This window comes from Colwellia sp. BRX10-1 (assembly GCF_014077545.1).
Classification (GTDB): domain Bacteria; phylum Pseudomonadota; class Gammaproteobacteria; order Enterobacterales; family Alteromonadaceae; genus Colwellia_A.
In genome coordinates this window covers 18,548-39,539 of sequence record NZ_JACGWC010000022.1, presented here as the reverse complement: position 1 = coordinate 39,539, position 20,992 = coordinate 18,548, and the positions used below count along the sequence as shown (strand labels likewise).

General features: G+C 37.3%; 23 protein-coding genes. 20 read left to right on the top strand and 3 right to left on the bottom strand.

Annotated elements, in window-relative coordinates; genetic code table 11:
- The first annotated feature begins 20 nt into the window (after positions 1-20).
- The 12 genes from H4J75_RS15400 to H4J75_RS15345 all read left to right on the top strand — a co-directional run bounded on the left by H4J75_RS15400 (position 21) and on the right by H4J75_RS15345 (position 6,537).
- A complete protein-coding gene (locus tag H4J75_RS15400; RefSeq protein WP_182215886.1) occupies positions 21-557 on the top strand; it encodes a TlpA disulfide reductase family protein in 537 nt (178 codons plus the stop codon).
- A gap of 90 nt (positions 558-647) precedes the next feature.
- Positions 648-842 (top strand): DUF4177 domain-containing protein, encoded by a 195-nt coding sequence (locus H4J75_RS15395; protein ID WP_070376757.1) that lies wholly within the window; start codon positions 648-650, stop codon positions 840-842.
- A 191-nt stretch (positions 843-1,033) separates the two neighbouring features.
- Complete coding sequence (locus H4J75_RS15390) at positions 1,034-1,309, top strand: hypothetical protein (protein WP_182222628.1); 276 nt, start codon at positions 1,034-1,036, stop codon at positions 1,307-1,309.
- A 97-nt stretch (positions 1,310-1,406) separates the two neighbouring features.
- Complete coding sequence (locus H4J75_RS15385) at positions 1,407-1,766, top strand: hypothetical protein (protein ID WP_182222627.1); 360 nt, start codon at positions 1,407-1,409, stop codon at positions 1,764-1,766.
- Positions 1,767-2,032: 266 nt separating this feature from the next.
- Positions 2,033-2,473: a GNAT family N-acetyltransferase gene (locus H4J75_RS15380; RefSeq protein WP_220465335.1), complete on the top strand. Its 441-nt coding sequence runs from the start codon at positions 2,033-2,035 to the stop codon at positions 2,471-2,473.
- A 146-nt stretch (positions 2,474-2,619) separates the two neighbouring features.
- Complete coding sequence (locus H4J75_RS15375; protein ID WP_182222626.1) at positions 2,620-3,033, top strand: hypothetical protein; 414 nt, start codon at positions 2,620-2,622, stop codon at positions 3,031-3,033.
- Between the two features lie 178 nt (positions 3,034-3,211).
- Positions 3,212-3,451: a DUF2798 domain-containing protein gene (locus H4J75_RS15370; protein ID WP_182215894.1), complete on the top strand. Its 240-nt coding sequence runs from the start codon at positions 3,212-3,214 to the stop codon at positions 3,449-3,451.
- A 104-nt stretch (positions 3,452-3,555) separates the two neighbouring features.
- Positions 3,556-4,083, top strand: a complete 528-nt coding sequence (locus tag H4J75_RS15365) for a DUF1439 domain-containing protein (RefSeq protein WP_182222625.1) — start codon at positions 3,556-3,558, stop codon at positions 4,081-4,083.
- A gap of 115 nt (positions 4,084-4,198) precedes the next feature.
- Entirely contained in the window at positions 4,199-4,450 is a 252-nt protein-coding gene (locus H4J75_RS15360) for a GlsB/YeaQ/YmgE family stress response membrane protein (RefSeq protein WP_070376763.1), read from the top strand.
- A gap of 135 nt (positions 4,451-4,585) precedes the next feature.
- The gene (locus tag H4J75_RS15355; RefSeq protein ID WP_182215898.1) at positions 4,586-4,732 is read left to right on the top strand and encodes a hypothetical protein; all 147 of its coding nucleotides are present in this window, start codon (positions 4,586-4,588) and stop codon (positions 4,730-4,732) included.
- A gap of 537 nt (positions 4,733-5,269) precedes the next feature.
- The gene (locus H4J75_RS15350) at positions 5,270-5,986 is read left to right on the top strand and encodes a riboflavin synthase subunit alpha (RefSeq protein ID WP_182215900.1); all 717 of its coding nucleotides are present in this window, start codon (positions 5,270-5,272) and stop codon (positions 5,984-5,986) included.
- Positions 5,987-6,069: 83 nt separating this feature from the next.
- Positions 6,070-6,537, top strand: coding sequence for an N-acetyltransferase (locus tag H4J75_RS15345; RefSeq protein WP_182222624.1), 468 nt, complete (start codon positions 6,070-6,072; stop codon positions 6,535-6,537).
- 162 nt (positions 6,538-6,699) lie between these two features.
- On the opposite strand, the gene H4J75_RS15340 is transcribed toward H4J75_RS15345, so the two are convergent.
- Complete coding sequence (locus H4J75_RS15340) at positions 6,700-6,882, bottom strand: hypothetical protein (protein ID WP_182215904.1); 183 nt, start codon at positions 6,880-6,882, stop codon at positions 6,700-6,702.
- Between the two features lie 405 nt (positions 6,883-7,287).
- Between H4J75_RS15340 and H4J75_RS15335 the strand changes: the two genes are divergently transcribed.
- Positions 7,288-7,806: a hypothetical protein gene (locus H4J75_RS15335; RefSeq protein ID WP_182222623.1), complete on the top strand. Its 519-nt coding sequence runs from the start codon at positions 7,288-7,290 to the stop codon at positions 7,804-7,806.
- A gap of 290 nt (positions 7,807-8,096) precedes the next feature.
- Here the strand turns inward: H4J75_RS15335 and H4J75_RS15330 are convergent, their stop codons facing one another.
- Positions 8,097-9,482 carry a lyase family protein gene (locus H4J75_RS15330; RefSeq protein ID WP_182222622.1) on the bottom strand — a complete coding sequence of 462 codons (1,386 nt, stop codon included), beginning with the start codon at positions 9,480-9,482 and terminating at the stop codon, positions 8,097-8,099.
- A 495-nt stretch (positions 9,483-9,977) separates the two neighbouring features.
- Between H4J75_RS15330 and H4J75_RS15325 the strand changes: the two genes are divergently transcribed.
- The gene (locus tag H4J75_RS15325) at positions 9,978-10,667 is read left to right on the top strand and encodes a tetratricopeptide repeat protein (protein WP_182215909.1); all 690 of its coding nucleotides are present in this window, start codon (positions 9,978-9,980) and stop codon (positions 10,665-10,667) included.
- Positions 10,668-10,874: 207 nt separating this feature from the next.
- Here H4J75_RS15325 and dmeF read toward each other — a convergent pair whose 3' ends face one another.
- Positions 10,875-11,813: a CDF family Co(II)/Ni(II) efflux transporter DmeF gene (gene dmeF / locus H4J75_RS15320; protein ID WP_182222621.1), complete on the bottom strand. Its 939-nt coding sequence runs from the start codon at positions 11,811-11,813 to the stop codon at positions 10,875-10,877.
- Between the two features lie 102 nt (positions 11,814-11,915).
- Between dmeF and H4J75_RS15315 the strand changes: the two genes are divergently transcribed.
- The 6 genes from H4J75_RS15315 (at position 11,916) to H4J75_RS15290 (ending at position 20,957) form a co-directional block, all read left to right on the top strand.
- Positions 11,916-12,191: a metal/formaldehyde-sensitive transcriptional repressor gene (locus H4J75_RS15315; RefSeq protein ID WP_182215912.1), complete on the top strand. Its 276-nt coding sequence runs from the start codon at positions 11,916-11,918 to the stop codon at positions 12,189-12,191.
- A 45-nt stretch (positions 12,192-12,236) separates the two neighbouring features.
- Entirely contained in the window at positions 12,237-12,680 is a 444-nt protein-coding gene (locus H4J75_RS15310) for a CopL family metal-binding regulatory protein (protein ID WP_310733792.1), read from the top strand.
- Positions 12,681-12,966: 286 nt separating this feature from the next.
- Complete coding sequence (locus H4J75_RS15305; RefSeq protein ID WP_182222646.1) at positions 12,967-14,436, top strand: TolC family protein; 1,470 nt, start codon at positions 12,967-12,969, stop codon at positions 14,434-14,436.
- Complete coding sequence (locus H4J75_RS15300; RefSeq protein WP_182222619.1) at positions 14,433-16,028, top strand: efflux RND transporter periplasmic adaptor subunit; 1,596 nt, start codon at positions 14,433-14,435, stop codon at positions 16,026-16,028. The genes H4J75_RS15305 and H4J75_RS15300 overlap by 4 nt, the downstream gene beginning before the upstream one ends.
- Before the next feature lie 2 nt (positions 16,029-16,030).
- Positions 16,031-19,150 carry an efflux RND transporter permease subunit gene (locus tag H4J75_RS15295; protein WP_182222645.1) on the top strand — a complete coding sequence of 1,040 codons (3,120 nt, stop codon included), beginning with the start codon at positions 16,031-16,033 and terminating at the stop codon, positions 19,148-19,150.
- 166 nt (positions 19,151-19,316) lie between these two features.
- The gene (locus H4J75_RS15290; RefSeq protein WP_404842712.1) at positions 19,317-20,957 is read left to right on the top strand and encodes an acetolactate synthase large subunit; all 1,641 of its coding nucleotides are present in this window, start codon (positions 19,317-19,319) and stop codon (positions 20,955-20,957) included.
- Positions 20,958-20,992 lie beyond the last annotated feature (35 nt).

Sequence of the window (20,992 nt, the reverse complement as noted above, 5' to 3'; positions counted from 1 at the left end):
ATAAACATTGGAGTACGACGTTGAAAAAATGGATGTTAATTTCTTTACCTATATTATTTTTTATTGGCTTTGCTGGGGCAAACTACCTGGGCTTTTTATCGCCATCTTTTACATCTGTTGTAAACAAGCCCATTCAAAGAATAGATTTAATAGACCTTCAAGGAAGTCGTCATTCTTTTGATGAACTTAAGGGGAACGATACCGTTATTTATTTTTTTGCTTCGTGGTGCACTCCTTGCTACAAATCTTTAATGACGCTAGAGAAAGTGACCGCTAATAAGCAATTACCCATTAATTTATTAGCTGTTGCCTTGGATGAAGATATTGATGAAATTAACCGCATGTTAATTAAAACTGGTTTTACGGGTAAAGTGTGGATTGCTAGTGAGGGCACAATGGCCTTGCAGAAACGTTATTTTGGAAACGAAGGGCGTGCTGTTCCTTATGTAGTAAAGCTTGATAGAGACACAAATATTATCGAGAGAAGCTATAAATTAAATCAACTTACCCAATGGCAATCAGTTTTAAGGGATGGCGTATCTTTAAATAAAATATAGAATTTATAAGCAACAATTTAAGGGCGGGTAATAAACCTCCTTAGTTAAGTTTGAGGGCGGCATTATTGAATTATTTTGAGGATAAAATTGATGAAACAGTACAAATATAAAATAGTAGATACCAGAGATGTTGAGACAGCAGGACTGTTTAAAGGGAGAAAACGAGAAGATGTTGAAAGTTATCTCAATACACTTGGCAGTGCTGGTTGGGAACTGGTTAACGTAGATTTTCGTGAACTTGAAGGTGGTCTTGAGTTCGCAGGCGTAATGAAAAAAGAAATTTAGGTCATTTACAGGTCTAGAATACTTAACCCGTTTACTATCACTTCATAGCACTGGCGACGTTATTTAACTTCGTTGTATTATTTAGTTTACATTACTTCGCTGATTATTTGGCGTTATACAAAATAGAGAGTTTGGTGGAAAATTCAAAGACTAGGGCTTCAATAAGCTTCAGGTTCAATCGATTAGATAAGATGCAAGCCTTTACACTCGAGCGAGAGATACTAGGCTCATTGTGCGATAAAAATGTTGAAAATAATGTTTATGTTGTTTGTGTACCCTTAACAGACACTAACTTCGACGACATTAGTGACTATTATGTCCGACAAAGAGTTAATATTGAAGACTGTGATATATTTGTATCGGTTAGCTCGGATTCAGGTACTAAATGCTTTGATATACCTGTGATAGTCAATCGCATGCTTAAATATATCGATTGTAAATTAACCTTTGCTTTTACTGTATTATAAAGACTTTAAAACAAGTGAATCAAACGGATAAATTACAGTTGAGGGCCCGTCTATTAAAGACCGCAACTTTAGCGACAAAGAACGATAGGGAGATCGAATGAAAACACTATCATTTATACTATTAAGCTTTTCTTTGTCTTGCACTGCGGCAGAGGATTTTTTGAATAAGTATGCGGTTAATATTGATGGCATGCTTATGAGTAAGCTATTACCCATAAACGAAATGGATACGCTGACCCATAAATTTGAACCTGCCATCACTTTTAATTGCGGTGTTAGCAGTCGATTTTACGCGCTCGATGAGCAGCTAAAATTTAAATTTGAAAACGGTCAGTTAAGAGTTGTTTCAAGCTTTGTCTCAACCGGCAATATAATATCTTATACACCACTAAGAGCATTAAGTGGTTTTGCATTTCGTCCCGCTTTATTTAAAGGTTATTATTTTATTTCTGAGTGATTTTGCGATATAAGTCATTGAGAATGAGTATTAAGAGGGCTGTTTTTTGATTCATTCCAAACAAACAAAAGGCTTTAATTGACTGTTTATCAAATGCTTAAGTGGTTTTTATTAAGTTGAAGCAGAAGCTGAAATAGTCTTTGATGGATAAGTGTTAAAAAACGTAATCGATAGAGTAAATAAAAATCATTAAAAATTTAAATTCAAAACGCATCGAATTAATATCATCATCAGCCGCTCATCTTCACATTGAACTTGAAACACCTTTGTTACTTTCTGAAAAATTAAATGCGTCTGTTTCAAGCGATTGGCCTAGCGGTGAATATGACCGAGATGCAATGGAGTTTTTTCTTTCTTGTTTCGAAAAAGGCGGTAAATTAGCTGAAGGTTGGTATGGCTGGTATGCTATAAATATTGCCGTTTCAGGAGAAAGAACTCTCGTGGGATCAGGTGGATATTTTGGTCCCCCAGATAGTAATGGAATAGTTGAGATTGGCTATTCTGTGCTACCTAGTTGGCAATGTCGTGGCTATGCAACAGAAATTGTTAACCTGCTCATTTCTCATGCCTGCTCCTTCGAAGAAACCAATAGTATTATTGCTCATACTGCACCCGAAAATAAAGCGTCTAAAAAAGTGTTGATTTCTAATGGTTTTAGGGAAGTTGCAATGAATGATGGCCTGCTGAGTTTTGAGTATACTCGTTAGATTTATTGCTTTAATTGCAGTTGATATTTTAGGTAAAACCAGCGCTTTATAGTGCAACGACTAAATTTGTTACGGTGAGTTGTGCTATATATTTTAATAAAATAATTTATCCCTTTAATCTGGGGATTTTTAAGGAAATTACCTTTATGGATTTAATAAAAATTATATTACCTATCGCTTTAATGACATCGTTGTTGTGTCATGCTGAACAGACCCCATTAGAGCGATCTTTATCGCAAGAGTTAACTAAGGCAGTTACTAAAATTAACGCTAAAGGTGCTCAAATAATTGATGAAGAAACAAGACTTGATTACGCAGCAACATTCAAAAATTTCATTATCTATAATAACACTATGATAAATTACAGTGCTGATCAACTTGATGTAAAGGCTTTTGAACCAATTATTGAGAAAGTGTTGATAGGTACATTATGTGCGAATAAAGCGTTAGAAAGTTTTATCAATTTGGGGGTAATAATGGTGTACCGCTTTCACGGTAAAAATGGTTTATATATAACAGAACTTTCAAAAGATATGTCTACTTGTAAAAAAATACAATAAGCTGTTTAAATAATGGCAACCTTAGGTTCTTTCCCTGATAGATATTTTATAAATAATTAAATTACCGGCGAAGCTAATAAATGAACGGGGTTATTTAGCGCAAAGTTAACAGACATAAAAATTTTCTTTTTAATCTCAGCAAAACACTGAGTCTTAGAACAATCTATGAGTATTTAAGATGATTTCACGTAAATATCACAAAGTTGTATTTTCTTTTTTTATGGCGTTACTTATGTCCTGTGTAATGTCTTTTGTTATTAGTGTGTTTAACGTAGGTATGGTGACGAATATTGTTCCTATATGGTTAAAAGCGTGGAGTTTCGCTTTTATCTTTGCCTTTCCAACTATTTTAATTATATCTCCTATTGTACATAAATTGGTGAGTTTTGTTTTACACGAAGAAGAGCATAATATTTAATATATGATTTAGACGAAAATAATAGTTGGCATTTATTACGGTGTCGTTTATTTTTAGCTAGCTGATATTTTGTTTAAAGTGTTGTTGTTTTTTAAGGAAAAGTTATGTTTCGAAGCATTATGTTTGTTTTTTTATCGCTACTGAGTCAGTTTGCTGTTGCGTTAGATTACACACAGGAAATCACAGAACAAGAGATACAAGAAAAAATATCAGCTTTTATGCCAATCGAAAAAAAGAAATATTTTGTCACTGTTACCCTATCAAATCCTATAATAGATTTACTAAAAGAAAGTGATGAAATAGGTATTCGTGCAAATATTGACGCTAGTGCTCCCGGTGGAATTAAGGGTAGCGGTGAAGTAATGATTAAAGGCACATTAGATTATGAGCCTAAAAAAGGTGAGTTTTATTTTAAAAACCCTACAATTATTAGTTTAGCCATTGATAAAGTTCCTAAAAATTTCACTCCAAAAATACAAAATATTGCGCAGGCCATGCTTTCAAAAGTGATGGCCGTTTATCCAGTTTATAAATTTAAAGATGATAATGTAAAACACAAATTAGCCAAAGCAGTATTGAAATCATTGGAAGTAAAAGATGAAAAATTAATTATAACGCTTGGTGTATTTTAAATTAACAAACAGTTGACTAGTGTTGTTTACTGTAGATATAGCCAACTTATATTTTACGATTGTAATGTGACAGATTGTCGCGCATTGAAAAAGACTTAATAGCAGAGGTGAATTTATGGATTTAACAGAATTGGTGATATTTTTAGCTATCGGTGCTTTAGCCGGATGGTTAGCGGGAAGGTTAATGAAAGGGGCTGGCTTTGGCTTACTCGGTAATATCGTTGTTGGCATTATAGGCGCAGTGGTTGGTGGCTTTGTCTTTGGCTTACTTGGTATATCTGCTGGCGGAGTCATTGGTACAATTGTTACGGCGACTGCGGGGGCGGTTATATTGATATTTGTTGTTGGTATCATAAAAAAGGCCTAATAGCCTGATACGACAGATGAAATAAAAGCATTATCCCTTAATTTTATCTATTATAATCGTAATCAAGGGCGCAATTATTCCGGGGATGCCGTATTATTCATGCTAGAAATTTAAGATACCCAGAGGAGAATACGAGTGGCTAAGCAAAATTACTCTTTCGAAAAACGTCAGAAAGAAATAGCTAAAAAGAAAAAAAAGGAAGAAAAACGTTTGAAAAAATCAGCTGTGGAGGAGGTACCGTCAGAAGACGAGCAAGTTGTCTCTGAAAATGACGATAAATAACACCTGATAGCTTCATACTTGAAGTCATTAAATAAGGTTGGCTTTGCTATTTTTTTCAAATTTTAGCCAACTATTTTAGCTTATATAACTTGTGTTTACTGATAAGTGTTATTGCAGCGTCTTTATTTTTATCGTTTTCTTTTTACTCACCGGTCGTTTCTCCAGTTCAGCATTAAATAAAAGAGCTCATAATAATGCCAAAGCTGGCGATTACTATGAATCGTTTGGTTAACCTGATGCAACTAAAGAAGAACGAGAGATGGCTAGGGAAAATCTTGAAAATTCCTACCGTATTGACCCTATCTTATTTGATTTATTATTTGGTCACAGCGAAAAATAAAGTATAGTTTTTGATGTTTTTAATTAAATATGCAGATCGAAACTTCTAACCATTCAATGCTTCAACACAATTTGATATCCTTAAGTGATAACAACAAACTGATTGGCATAGCTTATCCGACAACAACGTTCATTTTTTTCACTGCTTAACAATGTATGAGTATTAAGTCGTGTTGCCTAATTAAAGAAGAGATATTTATGTTTACAGGAATAATTCAATCGATAGCTAAAATTATCGATATTACAGATGAAAAGGGTATCAGAACTTTTGTTATTGATTTCAACAAAGGTTTTTGCACTGATCTAGAAATAGGAGCAAGTGTTTCTGTCGACGGAGTATGTTTGACGGTTACTGAAATAGTGTCTGAAGTTAGGGTCAAGTTTGATGTAATGCTACAAAGCCTTTTAATAACGACCCTCAGCGAATATGGAAAAAATACTTGTGTCAATGTAGAGCGAGCAGCTAAAGAGGGTGCTGAAATTGGTGGTCATCCTCTGTCGGGGCATGTGGACTTTAAAACCCCTATTGTCAACATTACTCACATAGAAGACAATTATTGTATCCGTTTAGGTTTGTCAAAAGAATGGAAGCGCTATGTCTTTCCAAAGGGCTACATTGCCTTAAACGGAGCTAGTTTAACCATTTCTCAAGTGAATAAGACAGAGCAGTGGTTTGAAGTTTGGTTAATTCCTGAGACTCGAAGGATGACAGTGTTTGAGGCTAAGACTGTTGGCGAAAATATTAACATAGAGATAGAACGTGGCACTCAAGTTGTTGTTGACACTTTACGCGATACACTGGAAGAAAATCTAGGGGCTTTACTGCCGTTATTTGAGAAAATTCTGTCTGAACAAGGCGTTGATATTAATGCTTTAGGGCATAATGTAAAATCCCCAATAAATAAAAACAGCTAAAATAGTAGGCTATTGTTACGTGATATTAGCCGTTTTAAACGGCTAATATTTAATTGATATTTAAGTGTGAATGTAGAGTGTTTATGGATAACGAACTAGTCATTAGGGAAGCAAAATTCAGTGATCATTCGTTTATTTTTAAACTTTCACCTATTTTAGCTGACGTTGCTCAGTTATCTTGGCATTCTGACGATGTTATTCAAAAAATGCAATTTGATTATATTGCTGAAATGCTTGCTGAATCATCACAAGCCAACGTTACCTTTATCGCTGAAATAAGTGATGTTTCTTTGGGGTTCATTCATGTTAGAACCCATAAAGACAGTATATCTGGTGAGATGTGTGGAACAATACCTTTGTTGGCTGTTTCACCTGAGTCACAGGGTTTAGGTGTTGGTAAGATTTTAATTGGGTTTGCTGAGAAATGGTCTAAAAATTTAGGGTGCAGGTTACTGCATCTGGAAGTTTTCGCTAATAATAAAAAAGCAAACGACTTCTACCAAACGTTAGGTTTTAAACCTGAAACGGTGCAGATGATTAAAGCTATATAGGCTGTTATATTTTTAAAAACGTAGTGACGCTGCTGGGTCGTTCACTACGTTTATTGAGTGTTTTGAAAGCGGTTACTATCAATTGATATAACTTAAGTTAACTCACTTTGTGATTCTCAGCGTTTATTGATCTGTTAAACGGCTGTGATCGCACTCACCTTGCTATATTTCAGTTGCAGAGGCTACTGTCGTATATTCATAGTTAAATGCTCTGACTTTCTTACCTGAGTCAGCTATAAATTCTACGGTAGTTGAACGGGGTAATATCAATACTGCCTCGTATTCTTCACCCGTTAAAAAAGTGTCATTGCCACATACTAGGTCTTGAGTTAATTTTATCCGCATTACTAATCTTCGCTATGTTAAATTAATTTAACTTATCATATCATCTTTTTATGAACATATTAGTGCAAAAATTCGTCAGGCTGATTTCAATGATAATTTTGGCTAATATGGTAAGAATAATCAGCCATTATTATACAGAGATGGATTTGTGAATTTTTAACATTTAAAGATTAGAGTTTGATTATACTGTCAGCTAAGCTGGCATTTATCGATTTATTTTCATTAGTCGATGACTCTAAGGCTTTTCTAAAAAGCCGAGATGGCCGTGAAGCTTTTAAATTTTGTCAGGTCAAATGTTAATAAAATATCAAGCAACAACGTCGTTGAAAATAAATATTTATCGCGAGGGCATCATTATAGCGGTAGTATGGAAAATTAACTAAAGCGCAGGTAAGGCAACTTTATATGTCATCTAGAGTAAGACTGATTCTTTCGGCGGGGATCTCATTTTGTTTTTATTTTGCTTGGTCATATTGGGCGAATGGTTTAGTCAGTGAAGATCAATCACTAGTGTTAAGATCGGCAATTGTGCAAGGAACATTAAGCGGCACGATTACTGTTTTATTTACTTTTATATTAGAAAAATCAGTGTCGAAATTTGGGCAAAGTTATCTTTCATTAATATTTGTTGTGCCTATCATCTGTACAGTGTTTTCTAAAACAAAACAAAACATCGCCATTTTTAGAACCTTCAGAAATGCCTTAGACCGCTCGGCTAAATATTTAAGTAATAACGCTATACCAGGTACTTTGTTAGCACCACTTTTACCTATAGCGATTCAATCTAGCATTGCCATTGGTGTTAACTTTATTAACCAAACGCCTAATTTATGGTTAACGGTTACACCTAGTATAATCATTACCGCTATTTATGGTTATGTGTATACCTTCACTTTACTGAGTAAGCCTGCTGAGCCAGGTTGATTAGCTAACTCGATTATTTATAAAATTAATTAAATTATATTTTCCGATTAAATTTAGCCTACAGTAATATCTGGTTAATTATTGGCAGATATTGAAATATGTTTACTGTTTTTGATTTTTAGTTTTCTTACTGAAAATAACATTGAGTTAACCCATTTCAATAATGAACGATTAACGAGTTAGTAAGCTTGGTATATCATCTTAAATAACGACTAATCGATGAGTTAGAACTCCGTGATCACCTCTAAAAAGATCACGGGGAAAGTTTTCTTTATTGGGAAAGCTACCGGTTATTGGCTTTTATTAACACCACCAATTAGCTGTTTAGGATCTAATCTTGCCATAAGCTCTGCTTCACTAATATTAGTTAGTTCGATAGCGACATCTATTACTGTTCTTTTTTCTAGGTATGCTTTTTTAGCAATCTCAGCACTTTTTTCATAGCCGATCAATTCAGTTAACGCGGTTACTAAAATTGGATTTTTTGCTAAATTTTGCTTAATTTCGTCATGATTCACGCTTATATCTTTGATAACTTTATCAGCAAGTGCGTTAGCGCTTGAGCTGAGTAGTTGAATACTTTGCACTAACGTATGAGCGATTAAAGGTAGCATGGTATTAAGTTGGAAGTTGCCAGATTGTCCTGACAACGTAATGGTTGTGTCATTGCCGATGACTTGTGTGCAAGCCATTAAAACCGCTTCAGGGATCACTGGGTTGACTTTCCCTGGCATAATACTGCTACCTTTTTGTAGTTCAGGTAATCGAATTTCATTTAATCCATTTAATGGTCCACTGCTTAGCCAGCGAATATCATTGCTGATTTTACTTAAACTAACCGCGGTGGTTTTAAGAATACCGCTAATGCATACCGCTGTGTCTTGTGCACTAATTGCCCGAAAATAATTATCGGCAGGCATGAAGGTTAAACCGGTGTTCTCGGTTAAGGTACGAGTGACAATAGTGGCAAAATCTGGGTGTGTATTAACTCCAGTACCTACAGCTGTGCCGCCAATGGCAAGCTTGTATAAACTTGGTAAGTTATTTTGTAGCTGGTCATAGGCATAACTCACTTGAGCACTCCAACCACTTATTTCCTGAGCAAAACTTAATGGCATTGCATCCATTAAATGAGTACGGCCTGTTTTTATGGTGTCATGATGCTGACCGGCTTTGTTGTCTAAGGTGTTACGTAAGTGTTCTAGCGAGGGTAATAACTGCTCAGCGATAAGTTTTGCTGCACTTAAGTGGATACAAGAGGGGATCACATCGTTAGAACTTTGTCCCATATTTACATGATCATTAGGGTGAACGTTTATGGTTTGATTACTTTTTAACTTAACTAATGAAGCAATCACTTCATTTGCGTTCATATTCGTGCTGGTTCCCGACCCTGTCTGGAAGACATCAACGGGAAACTGATTATCGTGGAAACCATCCGCAACTTCTTTGGCAGCCAATTGAATTGCTGCAGATTTATCAGCATCAAGTAGACCCAGTTCTTGGTTCGCTTGTGCAGATGCGCTCTTGATTGTGCCTAATGCCCAAAGGAAAGCGCGTGGCATTTTTAAATCGCTAATAGTGAAGTTGGCTAATGATTTAGCTGTTTCATTACCGTATAAACAGGCAGTTATATGCTTTTTATTAACTGTTGTTTTATCGTCTTTTTTTTGCATTTAGTTAGCCTTTTAAGTATCACGCACATTAATCATAGAGAAAGGTCGAAAAGAGTCTATTGAATAGGGTTATTTCTCAAATATTAGTTTTGCCTTAACCGCTTTAGGTAATTAGCATCATTCAATTTTTCTCTCTGATACTGTGCGAATAAGTTTATTTGCTCTACATTAAGACTACAGGTTACCGTTTTATCTTGCCAATTTAAAGACGCTAATTGTTTAGGTGCAATAAGTACCTTTTTACCGCCGGGCGAGCAATTACAGGTATCAAAATAATTGTGGCAACTAAGGCCCATATAGAACTCGATAGTTGCTTAAAATATTTTCTAGCAGACACTTAAATTATTTATGGCTACTACGCAAAAGTCGTTAATTAAATTAATTTATAAATACCATTGTTATATTGTTATATTGTTATATTAAATTTATTCAGATTTTAACCATGAGTTAAGTCTGGTTCTATAAAACTTTTTTTACTTTATATGAAGGAATAATATGAAAAGTATCAAACTATTAGCGGGATTTTTAATTGGTTGTTTTTTATTTAATGCCAATGCGGAATCAGCAATAAACTATAGTTATTGTGAGCGCGATTGCAAAATGGAATATAACTTTTTTAAGACATATGCTAGAGAAGGTTCGTCTTTGGCAAACTTAGCGATGGCAATCATGAATTATAGAGGTCATGGGCGTGAAATAAATATACCTTTAGCCAATAAGTTACTGATCCGAGCAGCCAGAGATGGTGAGCCTGGTGCAATGTATCAACTTGCTTATAATATGATGTATGGTTTACACATGGAGCAAGATCTTGAAAAAGCACTCGTTTGGTTTAAAAAAACCGAAAGGTTTAATGTCTTAAACACTAAACGTAATGTTAGTTTGCTAACGCTGCTTTTAAATGAAGAGCAAGTTGAAAAACGACCTTCAATAAAAGCATTACTGAGTAAAGCGAGCCAAACAAAAGAAGAGCGGTTGTCTAACACAGAAAATGATGATGGCATCGAGCATATTGCAGTGACTCATCAGTTCTACTGGGATTATATTTTGTACAATGCCGAGCTGCAAACTTGCACGGTAAAATGTTTACCAACGTCATTCAATACCCTAGTTCCTTTAATTCATGTTGTTAACGAGCAAGCACTGTTGAATGAATTAACATTAGCGGTTAGCGCTAAAATTTAATAATCAATTAATAGCTAGATATTAACCATATGCTGTCAATGCTATGGGCAATGGTTATAAAGCTTATCTCACATTAGCAACCCTTTTGGGGCTGCTAATGTGGCTGCATTTTAATTTTAAGGATGAAAAACATCGTAAAAGTAAATTTCTACTTTAACCGCTATTACATCATCAAGTCATAAAATTACCGATGTTTATCGCTTCAAGTTAGGTCATGCATTCACTTTGATCATGGCGTATTTCAATAGATATGTGTGATAACTGTGGTAAAAATCCTTTTAAAATACGTTCATATTCGTTTGAATCTAAAGGCTCGGCAGAGGTTACTTTAAGAATTGCTGCTTGGTGTGCGCTTGCTATTTTCCAAACATGAATATCGTTGATCACGCTATTTTTTTCACTTAATACCGCTGAAATTTCATCCATGGTTGATTTATTTATCGATTTATCAAGCAGTACTTCACTTGATTCTTTAATTAATCCATAAGACCAACGCAAGATAACGATGGCACCGACAATCCCCATGAGTGGATCCATCCATAATAAACCAATATATTTACCCACCAATAAGGCAACAATCGCTAATAAAGAGGTGAGGGTGTCCGCTAGTACATGAAAGTAGGCGGCTTTCATCGTATGGTCGTGCTGGTGCTCGTGGTTGTGGTCATGGTTGTGGTCATGGTGGTGATGGTGATCATCATGTAAGATGAAAACAGAGGCAACATTCACCAGTAACCCTATAATCGCAACAACGATTGCTTCGTTAAAATGAATTGATAGCGGGGCTGACAATCGCTGAGCAGATTCAATTATCATCATCAATGCGACAATCGCTAATGCAATTGCACTGGCAAAACCACCTAAAGAGTTTACTTTGCCTGTTCCAAAACTAAAGTCTTTATTACTGGCATGCTTTTTAGCATAAGAGTAAGCAAAAATAGCAATAAGAAAAGCGGCAGAATGAGTGCCCATATGCCAACCATCAGCAAGCAGAGCCATAGAACCAGACCATGTACCAGCAGCAATCTCAAGTACCATAATGATGGTTGTTAGCCAGAAAACAATTTTTACTTTATTTTCATGAAGCTTACTGTCAATACCAAAATCGTGCGAGTGTTCCCACTGAATACCACTATCTTTTTTCATTAAATATCTCCATCGGTTGCTTAATGCAGTTAGTCATAGCATCAATATATTTTTTGGAATATACTATACCCTAGTATACTACAATTCAAGTAAAGGAAATTTATGTCACATACTGCCGCCGGAAATAAAAAGCTGCTTAGTCGTGTTAGACGAATAAAAGGCCAATCAGTTGCTCTAGAGACTGCTTTAGAAGGAGAGCCCGATTGCATGGCTGTTTTGCAACAGGTTGCTGCAATAAAAGGTGCGGTTAATGGTTTGATGAAAGAAGTGCTAGAAGCTCATTTACGAGAGCATTTAGGTGCGGAGGATATGACAAAAGAGCAACGATTAGCAGAAGTAGAAGATGTTATTTCTATTCTTAAAAGTTACTTAAAATAATCACCGTAATCAACACCGATGAAAAGTAGTGATTAATATTTTTTATTGAATAAAAAAAACAGTTATGTAATCATTTATTATTATCATAATATTTTGTTGGCTACTTTGAGATTTCTTTTCCCTAAAACATTAATAGTATTGTTCGTATGTTTGGCCTTTGTTGGTCAGGCAATGGCGTCTACTAGTATGGCTTATCAAATGATAGGTATGAAGGTAATGAATGCGCAGCCACAAGATATGTCTATGATGGATCACAGCGACCACATTATGGCTAGTGACTCAACTGAGCAGTCAGAAAATACAAAAGAAGATTGTTGTACGTCTTCATGTAAATGCTCTGCTGGCGGTTGCTCTATGGTTATCGCATTTATCAAAGGTGTTGCAGGTAACGGACCTGTCGCTAATTTTTCAGCTAAGATCTTTTCTTCTTCTAGTTTGGCTTTAAGCCAACAACCAGCATCTTTGTACCGCCCACCAATATTAAGCTAAATACAGGATAAATGCCTCCAAATTTTGGACCATTTATATCATTACTCTTGTATTAGGCTCTTTTGATATTGTGTTGTTATAACAACTTATCACTGATAAAAAACCTAATTAATCAAAAATATTAATTGATATCCCTCTTGGAGGGGTTATGTTTTCAAAAAAATTCACACCAAAATTAATGGCAGACTTTGCTGTTGGCTCAGATAATAAAGTGCCTGCACTTGCTACTGTGACGCGACCGTTAACATGGGTTCTGACAAACGGTGTTCCATTAAGGAATATGCTGATGAATAATCACAACATCAATAGTAAGTTTTACTTAAAATACAGTGCAGGGCTGCTTGCTTTGATTGTTATTTCTGCCAGTGCCTCTGATGTTAAAATGGTTAAGAGCCCGCCACCATTGTCTTTTATAAAGGCAGTCAAGGTCGCTCAAAAAAATGATCCTTGGTTAACGGGGAATGTTCATCAACAAAACGCTCTTGAATCGATGAGCTCAGCTGCTAGTACCTTACCTGATCCTAAAATGTCAATTGGCTTGGCAAATTTACCGACTAACGGTTTTGACTTTGGTCAAGAAGGTATGACGCAAATTAAAGTAGCTATTTCACAAATGTTTCCACGTGGCGACAGTTTAGCGATTAAAAGCCAACAACTAAAAATTGAAAGTGAAGCGTTTCCCTATCAACGTAAAGACAGAGAATCAAAGGTTGCGGTTACCGTAGGAAGTTTATGGTTGGACACCTATCGAGTTCAGCAAAGTATTGTCTTAATTGAAAAAAACAGATCGTTATTTGAACAGTTAGCCGATGTAGCAACTGCAAGCTATTCATCGGCTTTAGGTAAAACTCGTCAACAAGATATTGTTCGTGCGCAATTAGAATTAACCTATTTAGAAGACAGGTTAGATAAATTAGCACAGCAGAAAAATCACTATGAAGGCATGCTTTTACCCTGGCTAAACACATTTTATAAGACGGGTAGTACAATAGATGAAACGTCATTACTAACTGACTTTTCTTCACATAATATTGTAGTCAGTCATCAATTACCGCAAATAGAGTTAATGAATAGTCACTTAGTTTTGAAAGAAAATTGGCTTACACCAGGAGAGTTGCTGCCATATTTTTCAAATCACCCGGCGGTTATTGCTGTCGATAAGAAGGTGACTGCGACCAAAACAGGGATAAATTTGGCGCAGCAAAAATATAAAACTGAATGGGGTGTAAATGCAAGTTATGGCTATCGTGGCGATGATGCTATGGGAGGAAGTCGCGCCGATTTATTCTCTATAGGCGTAACTTTTGACATCCCCCTTTTTACTGATAACCGACAAGACAAAGAAGTTCAATCGGCGATATCTCAAGCAGAAGCGGTGAAAACCGAAAAGTTACTATTACTAAGACAACTGCTAGGTGCTTACTCGAGCGCCAAAGGAAGACTATTGCGCTTAAACGACAGACAAAATTTATATAAAAATAAATTATTACCACAAATACATGACCAAGCAGAAGCCTCTTTGACTGCTTATACCAATGATGATGGCGACTTTTCAGAAGTTGTTCGCTCACGTATTGCCGTGCTAAACGCTGAAATCGACGAGCTAACACTTAATGTAGAAGAGCAGAAGATAAGGCTTGAGCTTAATTATCTTTTTATTGGCGGTGCCAATTCTGTCGCTATACAAAACAAAAATAGCAAACTGGCTTTAGACAAAAGTAGACGAAATACGATTATTTCGGGAGAAAAACAATGAGCACATCTACCTCAACAAAATCCGCTAAACCATTAGTTCTTGGCATTATTATTGGTGGGATGCTGACTGTTGCTCTCACTAAACTTATCACTTCGGGCAGTAACTCAGTATCGGATGTTACGTCTAAAGAGAAAGTGCCACTTTATTGGGTCGCACCAATGGATGCCAATTATATCAAAGATAAACCGGGTAAATCACCGATGGGCATGGATTTAGTACCCGTTTACGATGACGGTGGCAAAGGACCCGATGAAGGTCCCGGCACCATTCGTATTTCACCTGATGTTGTTAATAATTTAGGCGTACGCACGGTAAATGTTCAATATAAAAAGCTCAATAGCCAAATTAATACCGTTGGTTATGTTACGTATAACGAAGATAAGCTTGTTCATATTCACCCTCGTGTACAAGGGTGGATTGAGAAGCTCTATGTGAAAGCGGTTGGAGATCCAGTTAAAAAAAATCAGCCATTATATGATATTTATTCTCCTGAGTTAGTTAATGCCCAAGAAGAGCTACTGCTGGCATTAGAGAGAAAAAATAATCGATTAATTAATGCGGCAGAAAATAGATTATCAGCACTACAGTTACCTAAACTAGCGATTAAAGAACTAAAAAAAACGCGAAAAGTACAGCAAAAAATAACTTTTTATTCACCACAAACTGGTGTTGTTGAAAGTCTAAATATCCGTGAAGGTTTTTTTGTAAAGCCAGGTACAACATTAATGTCGGTAGCTAATTTATCGGAAGTTTGGGTTGAGGCTGAGGTGTTTGAAAGGCAAGCAAGTCTAGTTAAAACCGGGTTACCCGTTACCATGACACTTGATTATTTACCGGGTCAAAAATGGCAGGGACAAGTGGACTATATTTACCCAATACTTGATGCTAAAACACGTACTGTGAAAGTACGTTTACGTTTTAATAATGAAGCGGGTGACTTTAAGCCTAATATGTTTGCAGAAATTGCCATAGATACAACAAGTGATAAACGAACACTCATTATTCCTAAAGAAGCGTTAATTCGAACGGGTAATCAAGACAGAGTTGTTTTGGCATTAGGAGAAGGCAGTTTTAAGTCAGTTGAGGTTTCTGTTGGGCGTTATGGCAGTGACAGTGTTGAAATACTAACCGGCCTTACTGATAGCGATAAAGTGGTGAGCTCGGCACAATTCTTATTGGATTCTGAATCGAGTAAATCTTCTGACTTTAAACGTATGCATTATCAGCTGGAACAAACAACGTCTGACTCAAATGACTCAAATGACTCAATAGCGATGACGATGAGTGATAGCGATGATAACGTTATCAAAGAGAGCGTTTCCTCTGCAACAGTCAATGGTACCGTTATTTCGACCATGGCAAATCATCGAATGGTGACTATCGACCGCGAAGCCATTGTAAAATGGGATCGAGAAGCAGATAGAGTCGATTTTATTGTCGATGAAGAGGTTGATATGACCTTATTTTCAATCAATGCCTATGTGATGTTTACCTTTGAAATTCGCGCGGGTAATTTTATTATTGTTAGTGCTATGGCAATGTCGGCACCTGGTGTCGATATAAATAACATGACTAACGACGAAAGGAAATAATGATGATCACTGCTATTATTCGATGGTCTGTTGGTAATCGGTTTTTTGTCTTACTTGCTACATTATTACTGGTGGCTGCTGGTTTATATTCTGTCAGCAAAACGCCTATTGATGCACTACCAGATTTATCTGATGTGCAAGTCATCATAAAAACAAGTTACCCGGGTCAAGCGCCACAAGTTGTTGAAGACCAAGTTACTTATCCCATTACTACAGCGATGTTGTCCGTGCCCGGCGCAGTTACGGTAAGAGGCTATTCATTTTTTGGTGACTCTTATGTTTACGTTATTTTTGATGAAGATACCGATCTTTACTGGGCACGTTCAAGAGTTCTTGAGTATTTAAGTCAAGTTGCCCCAAACTTACCCAGTGATGCTCGCCCTCAATTGGGTCCCGATGCTACAGGCGTCGGCTGGGTATATTTGTATGCCCTAACCGATAAAACTGGTCAACATGATTTAAGCCAATTACGGAGTTTACAAGATTGGTTCTTAAAATTTGAGTTACAAACCGTGCCTGGCGTTTCGGAAGTTTCTGCTATTGGTGGCATGGTTAAACAATATCAAGTACAAATTAACCCAGAAAAACTGCGTGCTTTTGGTATACCTCTCTCTCATATACAACAGGCCATTAAACAAGGTAATCAGGAAATAGGTGCATCAGTTGTTGAGATGGCAGAAGCTGAGTATATGATCAGGACAACAGGTTATATTAAAAGTGTCAGTGATTTAGAAAACATTCCGCTAGGGGTTAACGAGAAGGGAACACCGCTGTTATTAAAAGATGTTGCCGATATTGGCACAGGTCCGCAAATGCGTCGTGGTGTTGCTGAGTTGAACGGCGAAGGTGAAGTTGTTGGTGGTATTGTGGTGATGCGTTTTGGCGAAAACGCACAGCAAGTCATTAATCGTGTTAAAGATAAACTGGAAAAACTTAAGAAAGGTTTGCCCGAAGGCGTTGAGATAGTGCCTGTATATGACCGCTCTGCCTTAATTGAACGCGCAGTAGATAATTTAGCCTACAAGTTGCTCGAAGAATTTGGCGTAGTCGCATTAGTGTGTATTATCTTCTTGTTTCATGTTCGCTCTTCTTTAGTGGCAATTATTAGTTTACCGGTAGGTATATTAACCGCTTTTATCATTATGCACTTGCAAGGGCTTAACGCGAATATTATGTCGTTGGGCGGTATTGCTATTGCTATTGGTGCGATGATTGATGGCGCAATTGTCATGATAGAGAATATGCATAAGCATATGGAAAAAACACCCTTAACAAAAGAAAATCGCTGGCAAATCGTCACAGAATCAGCCAGTGAAGTTGGGCCGGCATTATTTTTTAGCTTATTAATTATTACCGTCAGTTTTGTGCCGGTATTTACTTTAGAAGCACAAGAAGGACGAATGTTTGCTCCACTCGCTTTTACTAAAACCTATGCTATGGCGGCTTCTGCGGCGTTAGCTATTACCTTAGTTCCGGTACTTATGGGTTATTTTATTCGCGGTAAAGTGTTAGCAGAGCATAAAAATCCGGTTAATAGATTTCTGACCTTTATTTATATGCCAGCCTTGAAGAAGGTTTTACATTTTCCAAAAATCACTTTAGTTGCGGCATTAGCTGTGTTGGCTATTGGCATATATCCATTGGATAAAATTGGTAGCGAATTTATTCCACCACTTGATGAAGGTGACTTGATGTATATGCCGACAACCTATCCAGGGATTTCTATTGGTCAAGCTCGTCAACTTCTTCAACAAACCGACAAATTGATTAAAACCGTCCCCGAAGTACAAACCGTGTTTGGTAAAGTTGGTCGAGCTGAAACCGCAACAGATCCTGCGCCACTGACTATGATAGAGACTTTTATTCAGTTAAAACCTCATGACCAATGGCGAGAGGGCGTAACCACAGAGAGCTTAAAGAAAGAACTTGATGCGTTAGTCAAACTACCCGGAGTAACCAACGCTTGGGTTATGCCTATTAAAACGCGTATTGATATGTTGGCAACCGGTATTAAGACACCGGTAGGCATAAAAATAGCGGGGCCACAACTGGACGTTATTCAAGAAATAGGTCAGCAAATAGAAGTCATTTTAGCCGATGTTCCCGGCACAGCGTCCGTTTATTCAGAGCGAGTTGCCGGTGGCCGTTATATTAAAATAGATATCCAGCGAGAAAAAGCTGCTCGTTATGGCCTAAATATCGCAGAAATTCAACAAGTGGTAGCAACGGCTATTGGTGGAATGAATGTTACTAAAACGGTAGAAGGTTTAGAGCGATATCCCGTTAATTTACGCTATCTACAAGATTATCGTGATTCGCCTGAACAATTATCTTCACTGCCTATAGTGACGCCAAACGGACAACGTATTTCGTTAGGTGATGTTGCCAATATCATCGTAGAAAATGGACCTCCGGGCATTAAATCTGAAAATGCCCGACTCAATGGCTGGGCTTTTGTTGATATTGATGGCGTTGATGTCGGAACCTACGTTGAAGCGGCGCAACAAGTGATTGCTGATAAATTAATCTTGCCTGCTGGCTACTCTATTACTTGGGCTGGACAATATGAATATATGCAACGTGCTAAAGCTAAGCTGACTTATGTGGTGCCATTAACTTTATTTATTATTATTATTTTACTCTATCTGAATTTTAGGAACGTTATTGAAGTGGCGATGATTATGGGAACTTTACCCTTTGCGATGGTAGGAAGCATTTGGTTAATGTACTTAGAAGGCTTTAACTTCTCAGTTGCTGTTGGCGTTGGTTTTATTGCGTTAGCCGGTGTTGCTGTAGAGATTGGGGTTATTATGTTGGTGTACCTCAATCAGGCTTACCAATCGATGCTAAGTGAACACCGCTTAGAAGGTATCATCACTAAAAAAGAAGATGTACTACAGGCTGTTTTACATGGCGCTGGGATGCGTGTTCGTCCTGTTATGATGACTGCTGCTGCTATTATTGTTGGTTTACTCCCTATTTTATATGGCACAGGTACGGGCTCTGAAGTGATGAGTCGTATTGCCGCACCTATGGTTGGCGGTATGTTGAGCGCGGTTATTTTAACATTACTGGTTTTACCAACGCTGTTTTATTTATGGCGATCGTCATCGATAAAATAGTGGCGATAAAAATAGTTTAGCAATCACCCTAATATTCATCGAGGTTATGGCGTTTTAAAATAGCGCCCGTACTTTTAAGTCTCTTTGATGGTAGGGTAGTTGGGTAAAGTTTTATAAAGCATTGTGTACAAACTAATGAGGGAAAATTATGAACGAAAATGACAAAATAAAAGCATCCGATTTATTTGTGCAAGCATTAGAAGCCGAAGGGGTCGATCATATCTTTGCTGTTCCCGGCGAAGAAAACCTCGATATGCTCGAGTCCCTTCGCAAGTCGTCGATAAAATTAGTGTTAACTCGCCATGAACAAGGCGCAGGATTTATGGCGGCAACTTATGGACGCTTGACTAATAAAGCGGGCGTTTGTTTGGCAACATTAGGCCCAGGAGCAACAAATTTAGCTACACCTGCGGCCTATGCTCACTTAGGTGGCATGCCCTTAATTATGATCACCGGACAAAAACCAATTAAGAAATCTAAGCAGGGCCAGTTCCAAATTATTGATGTAGTTGGCTTGTTTGACCCCATTTGCAAAATGTCTAAACAAATTGTCCATGGCAATACGATTCCGTCATTAGTGCGCGAAGCTTTCCGTCTCAGTGAAGAAGAACGCCCCGGTGCTGTATTATTAGAGTTGCCTGAAGATATTGCTGCTGAAGATTGTACGGCAGGGATTATGACACCCCATAAACGTCATTATGCAGGTCCTAATGAGGTGGCACTCGAGGAAGCGGTTACGTTAATAAAGGCCGCTAAAATGCCGTTAATACTTATTGGAGCGGGCGCGAATCGTCAAAATGTTCGAGAGGCAATGTGTGATCTTGTTCACACAACACGTATTCCCTTTTTTGACACTCAAATGGGAAAAGGCGTTGTTGACGAACGCTCAAGTCTCTTTTTAGGCACTGCAGCGTTATCATCGGGTGATTATTTACATTGTGCGATTGAGCGTGCAGATTTAATTATTAATATTGGACATGATGTTATTGAAAAACCGCCGTTTTTTATGGAGCAAGGGGGTAAAAAAGTTATTCATGTTAACTATAAATCTGCGATAGTTGATCAAGTATATTTTCCTCAATCAGAAATTATTGGTGATCTCGCGGCGTCTGTGACTGCTTTAAAAGATAAGTTAGCAGGAGAAGTAAAGTTTGATAGAAGTTATTTTGATAAGGTAAAACTCGCCATAGATGAGCATCTTGAAGAAGGAGCTGACGATAATCGCTTTCCTATTATTCCTCAGCGCTTTGTTGCAGACATTCGAAAAGTCATGGGTGAAAAAGATATCATCGCCTTAGATAACGGTATGTACAAACTTTGGTTTGCCCGTAATTATAAAGCTTATCAACCTAATACGGTATTACTCGATAATGCCCTCGCTACAATGGGCGCTGGTTTGCCATCAGGTATGATGGCAGCAATGTTAAACCCTGACCGACGTGTGATGGCAATATGTGGGGATGGCGGTTTTATGATGAATTCACAAGAATTAGAAACAGCAATTCGTTTAGGCTTGAACCTAGTGATCACCGTGTTAAATGATAACTCTTATGGAATGATCCGTTGGAAGCAAGCCAGCTCTGGCTTTGCAGATTGGGGCTTGGAATTTAATAACCCTGATTTTGTTAAATACGCAGAAAGTTACGGCGCAACAGGGCACAGAGTTACCTCTGCTGAAGATATCATTGCTACCTATGAAAAAGCATTCTCAGCGGGAGGTGTTCATCTTGTTGAACTACCCGTTGATTACTCTGAGAATCAAAGGGTATTGATTGATGAATTGGCAGCAAAGGTTTGTTTAATATAAACCTTTTGTCTTAATATCGCTTGTCAGCAAGCATT

Coding starts and splice junctions, on each gene's coding strand:
- H4J75_RS15395 (WP_070376757.1), top strand. CDS start 648: ATGAAACAGTACAAATATAAAATAGTAGATACCAGAGATGTTGAGACA.
- H4J75_RS15390 (WP_182222628.1), top strand. CDS start 1,034: ATGCAAGCCTTTACACTCGAGCGAGAGATACTAGGCTCATTGTGCGAT.
- H4J75_RS15385 (WP_182222627.1), top strand. CDS start 1,407: ATGAAAACACTATCATTTATACTATTAAGCTTTTCTTTGTCTTGCACT.
- H4J75_RS15375 (WP_182222626.1), top strand. CDS start 2,620: ATGGATTTAATAAAAATTATATTACCTATCGCTTTAATGACATCGTTG.
- H4J75_RS15370 (WP_182215894.1), top strand. CDS start 3,212: ATGATTTCACGTAAATATCACAAAGTTGTATTTTCTTTTTTTATGGCG.
- H4J75_RS15365 (WP_182222625.1), top strand. CDS start 3,556: ATGTTTCGAAGCATTATGTTTGTTTTTTTATCGCTACTGAGTCAGTTT.
- H4J75_RS15360 (WP_070376763.1), top strand. CDS start 4,199: ATGGATTTAACAGAATTGGTGATATTTTTAGCTATCGGTGCTTTAGCC.
- H4J75_RS15350 (WP_182215900.1), top strand. CDS start 5,270: ATGTTTACAGGAATAATTCAATCGATAGCTAAAATTATCGATATTACA.
- H4J75_RS15345 (WP_182222624.1), top strand. CDS start 6,070: ATGGATAACGAACTAGTCATTAGGGAAGCAAAATTCAGTGATCATTCG.
- H4J75_RS15340 (WP_182215904.1), bottom strand. CDS start 6,882: ATGCGGATAAAATTAACTCAAGACCTAGTATGTGGCAATGACACTTTT.
- H4J75_RS15335 (WP_182222623.1), top strand. CDS start 7,288: ATGTCATCTAGAGTAAGACTGATTCTTTCGGCGGGGATCTCATTTTGT.
- H4J75_RS15330 (WP_182222622.1), bottom strand. CDS start 9,482: ATGCAAAAAAAAGACGATAAAACAACAGTTAATAAAAAGCATATAACT.
- H4J75_RS15325 (WP_182215909.1), top strand. CDS start 9,978: ATGAAAAGTATCAAACTATTAGCGGGATTTTTAATTGGTTGTTTTTTA.
- dmeF (WP_182222621.1), bottom strand. CDS start 11,813: ATGAAAAAAGATAGTGGTATTCAGTGGGAACACTCGCACGATTTTGGT.
- H4J75_RS15315 (WP_182215912.1), top strand. CDS start 11,916: ATGTCACATACTGCCGCCGGAAATAAAAAGCTGCTTAGTCGTGTTAGA.
- H4J75_RS15305 (WP_182222646.1), top strand. CDS start 12,967: ATGAATAATCACAACATCAATAGTAAGTTTTACTTAAAATACAGTGCA.
- H4J75_RS15300 (WP_182222619.1), top strand. CDS start 14,433: ATGAGCACATCTACCTCAACAAAATCCGCTAAACCATTAGTTCTTGGC.
- H4J75_RS15295 (WP_182222645.1), top strand. CDS start 16,031: ATGATCACTGCTATTATTCGATGGTCTGTTGGTAATCGGTTTTTTGTC.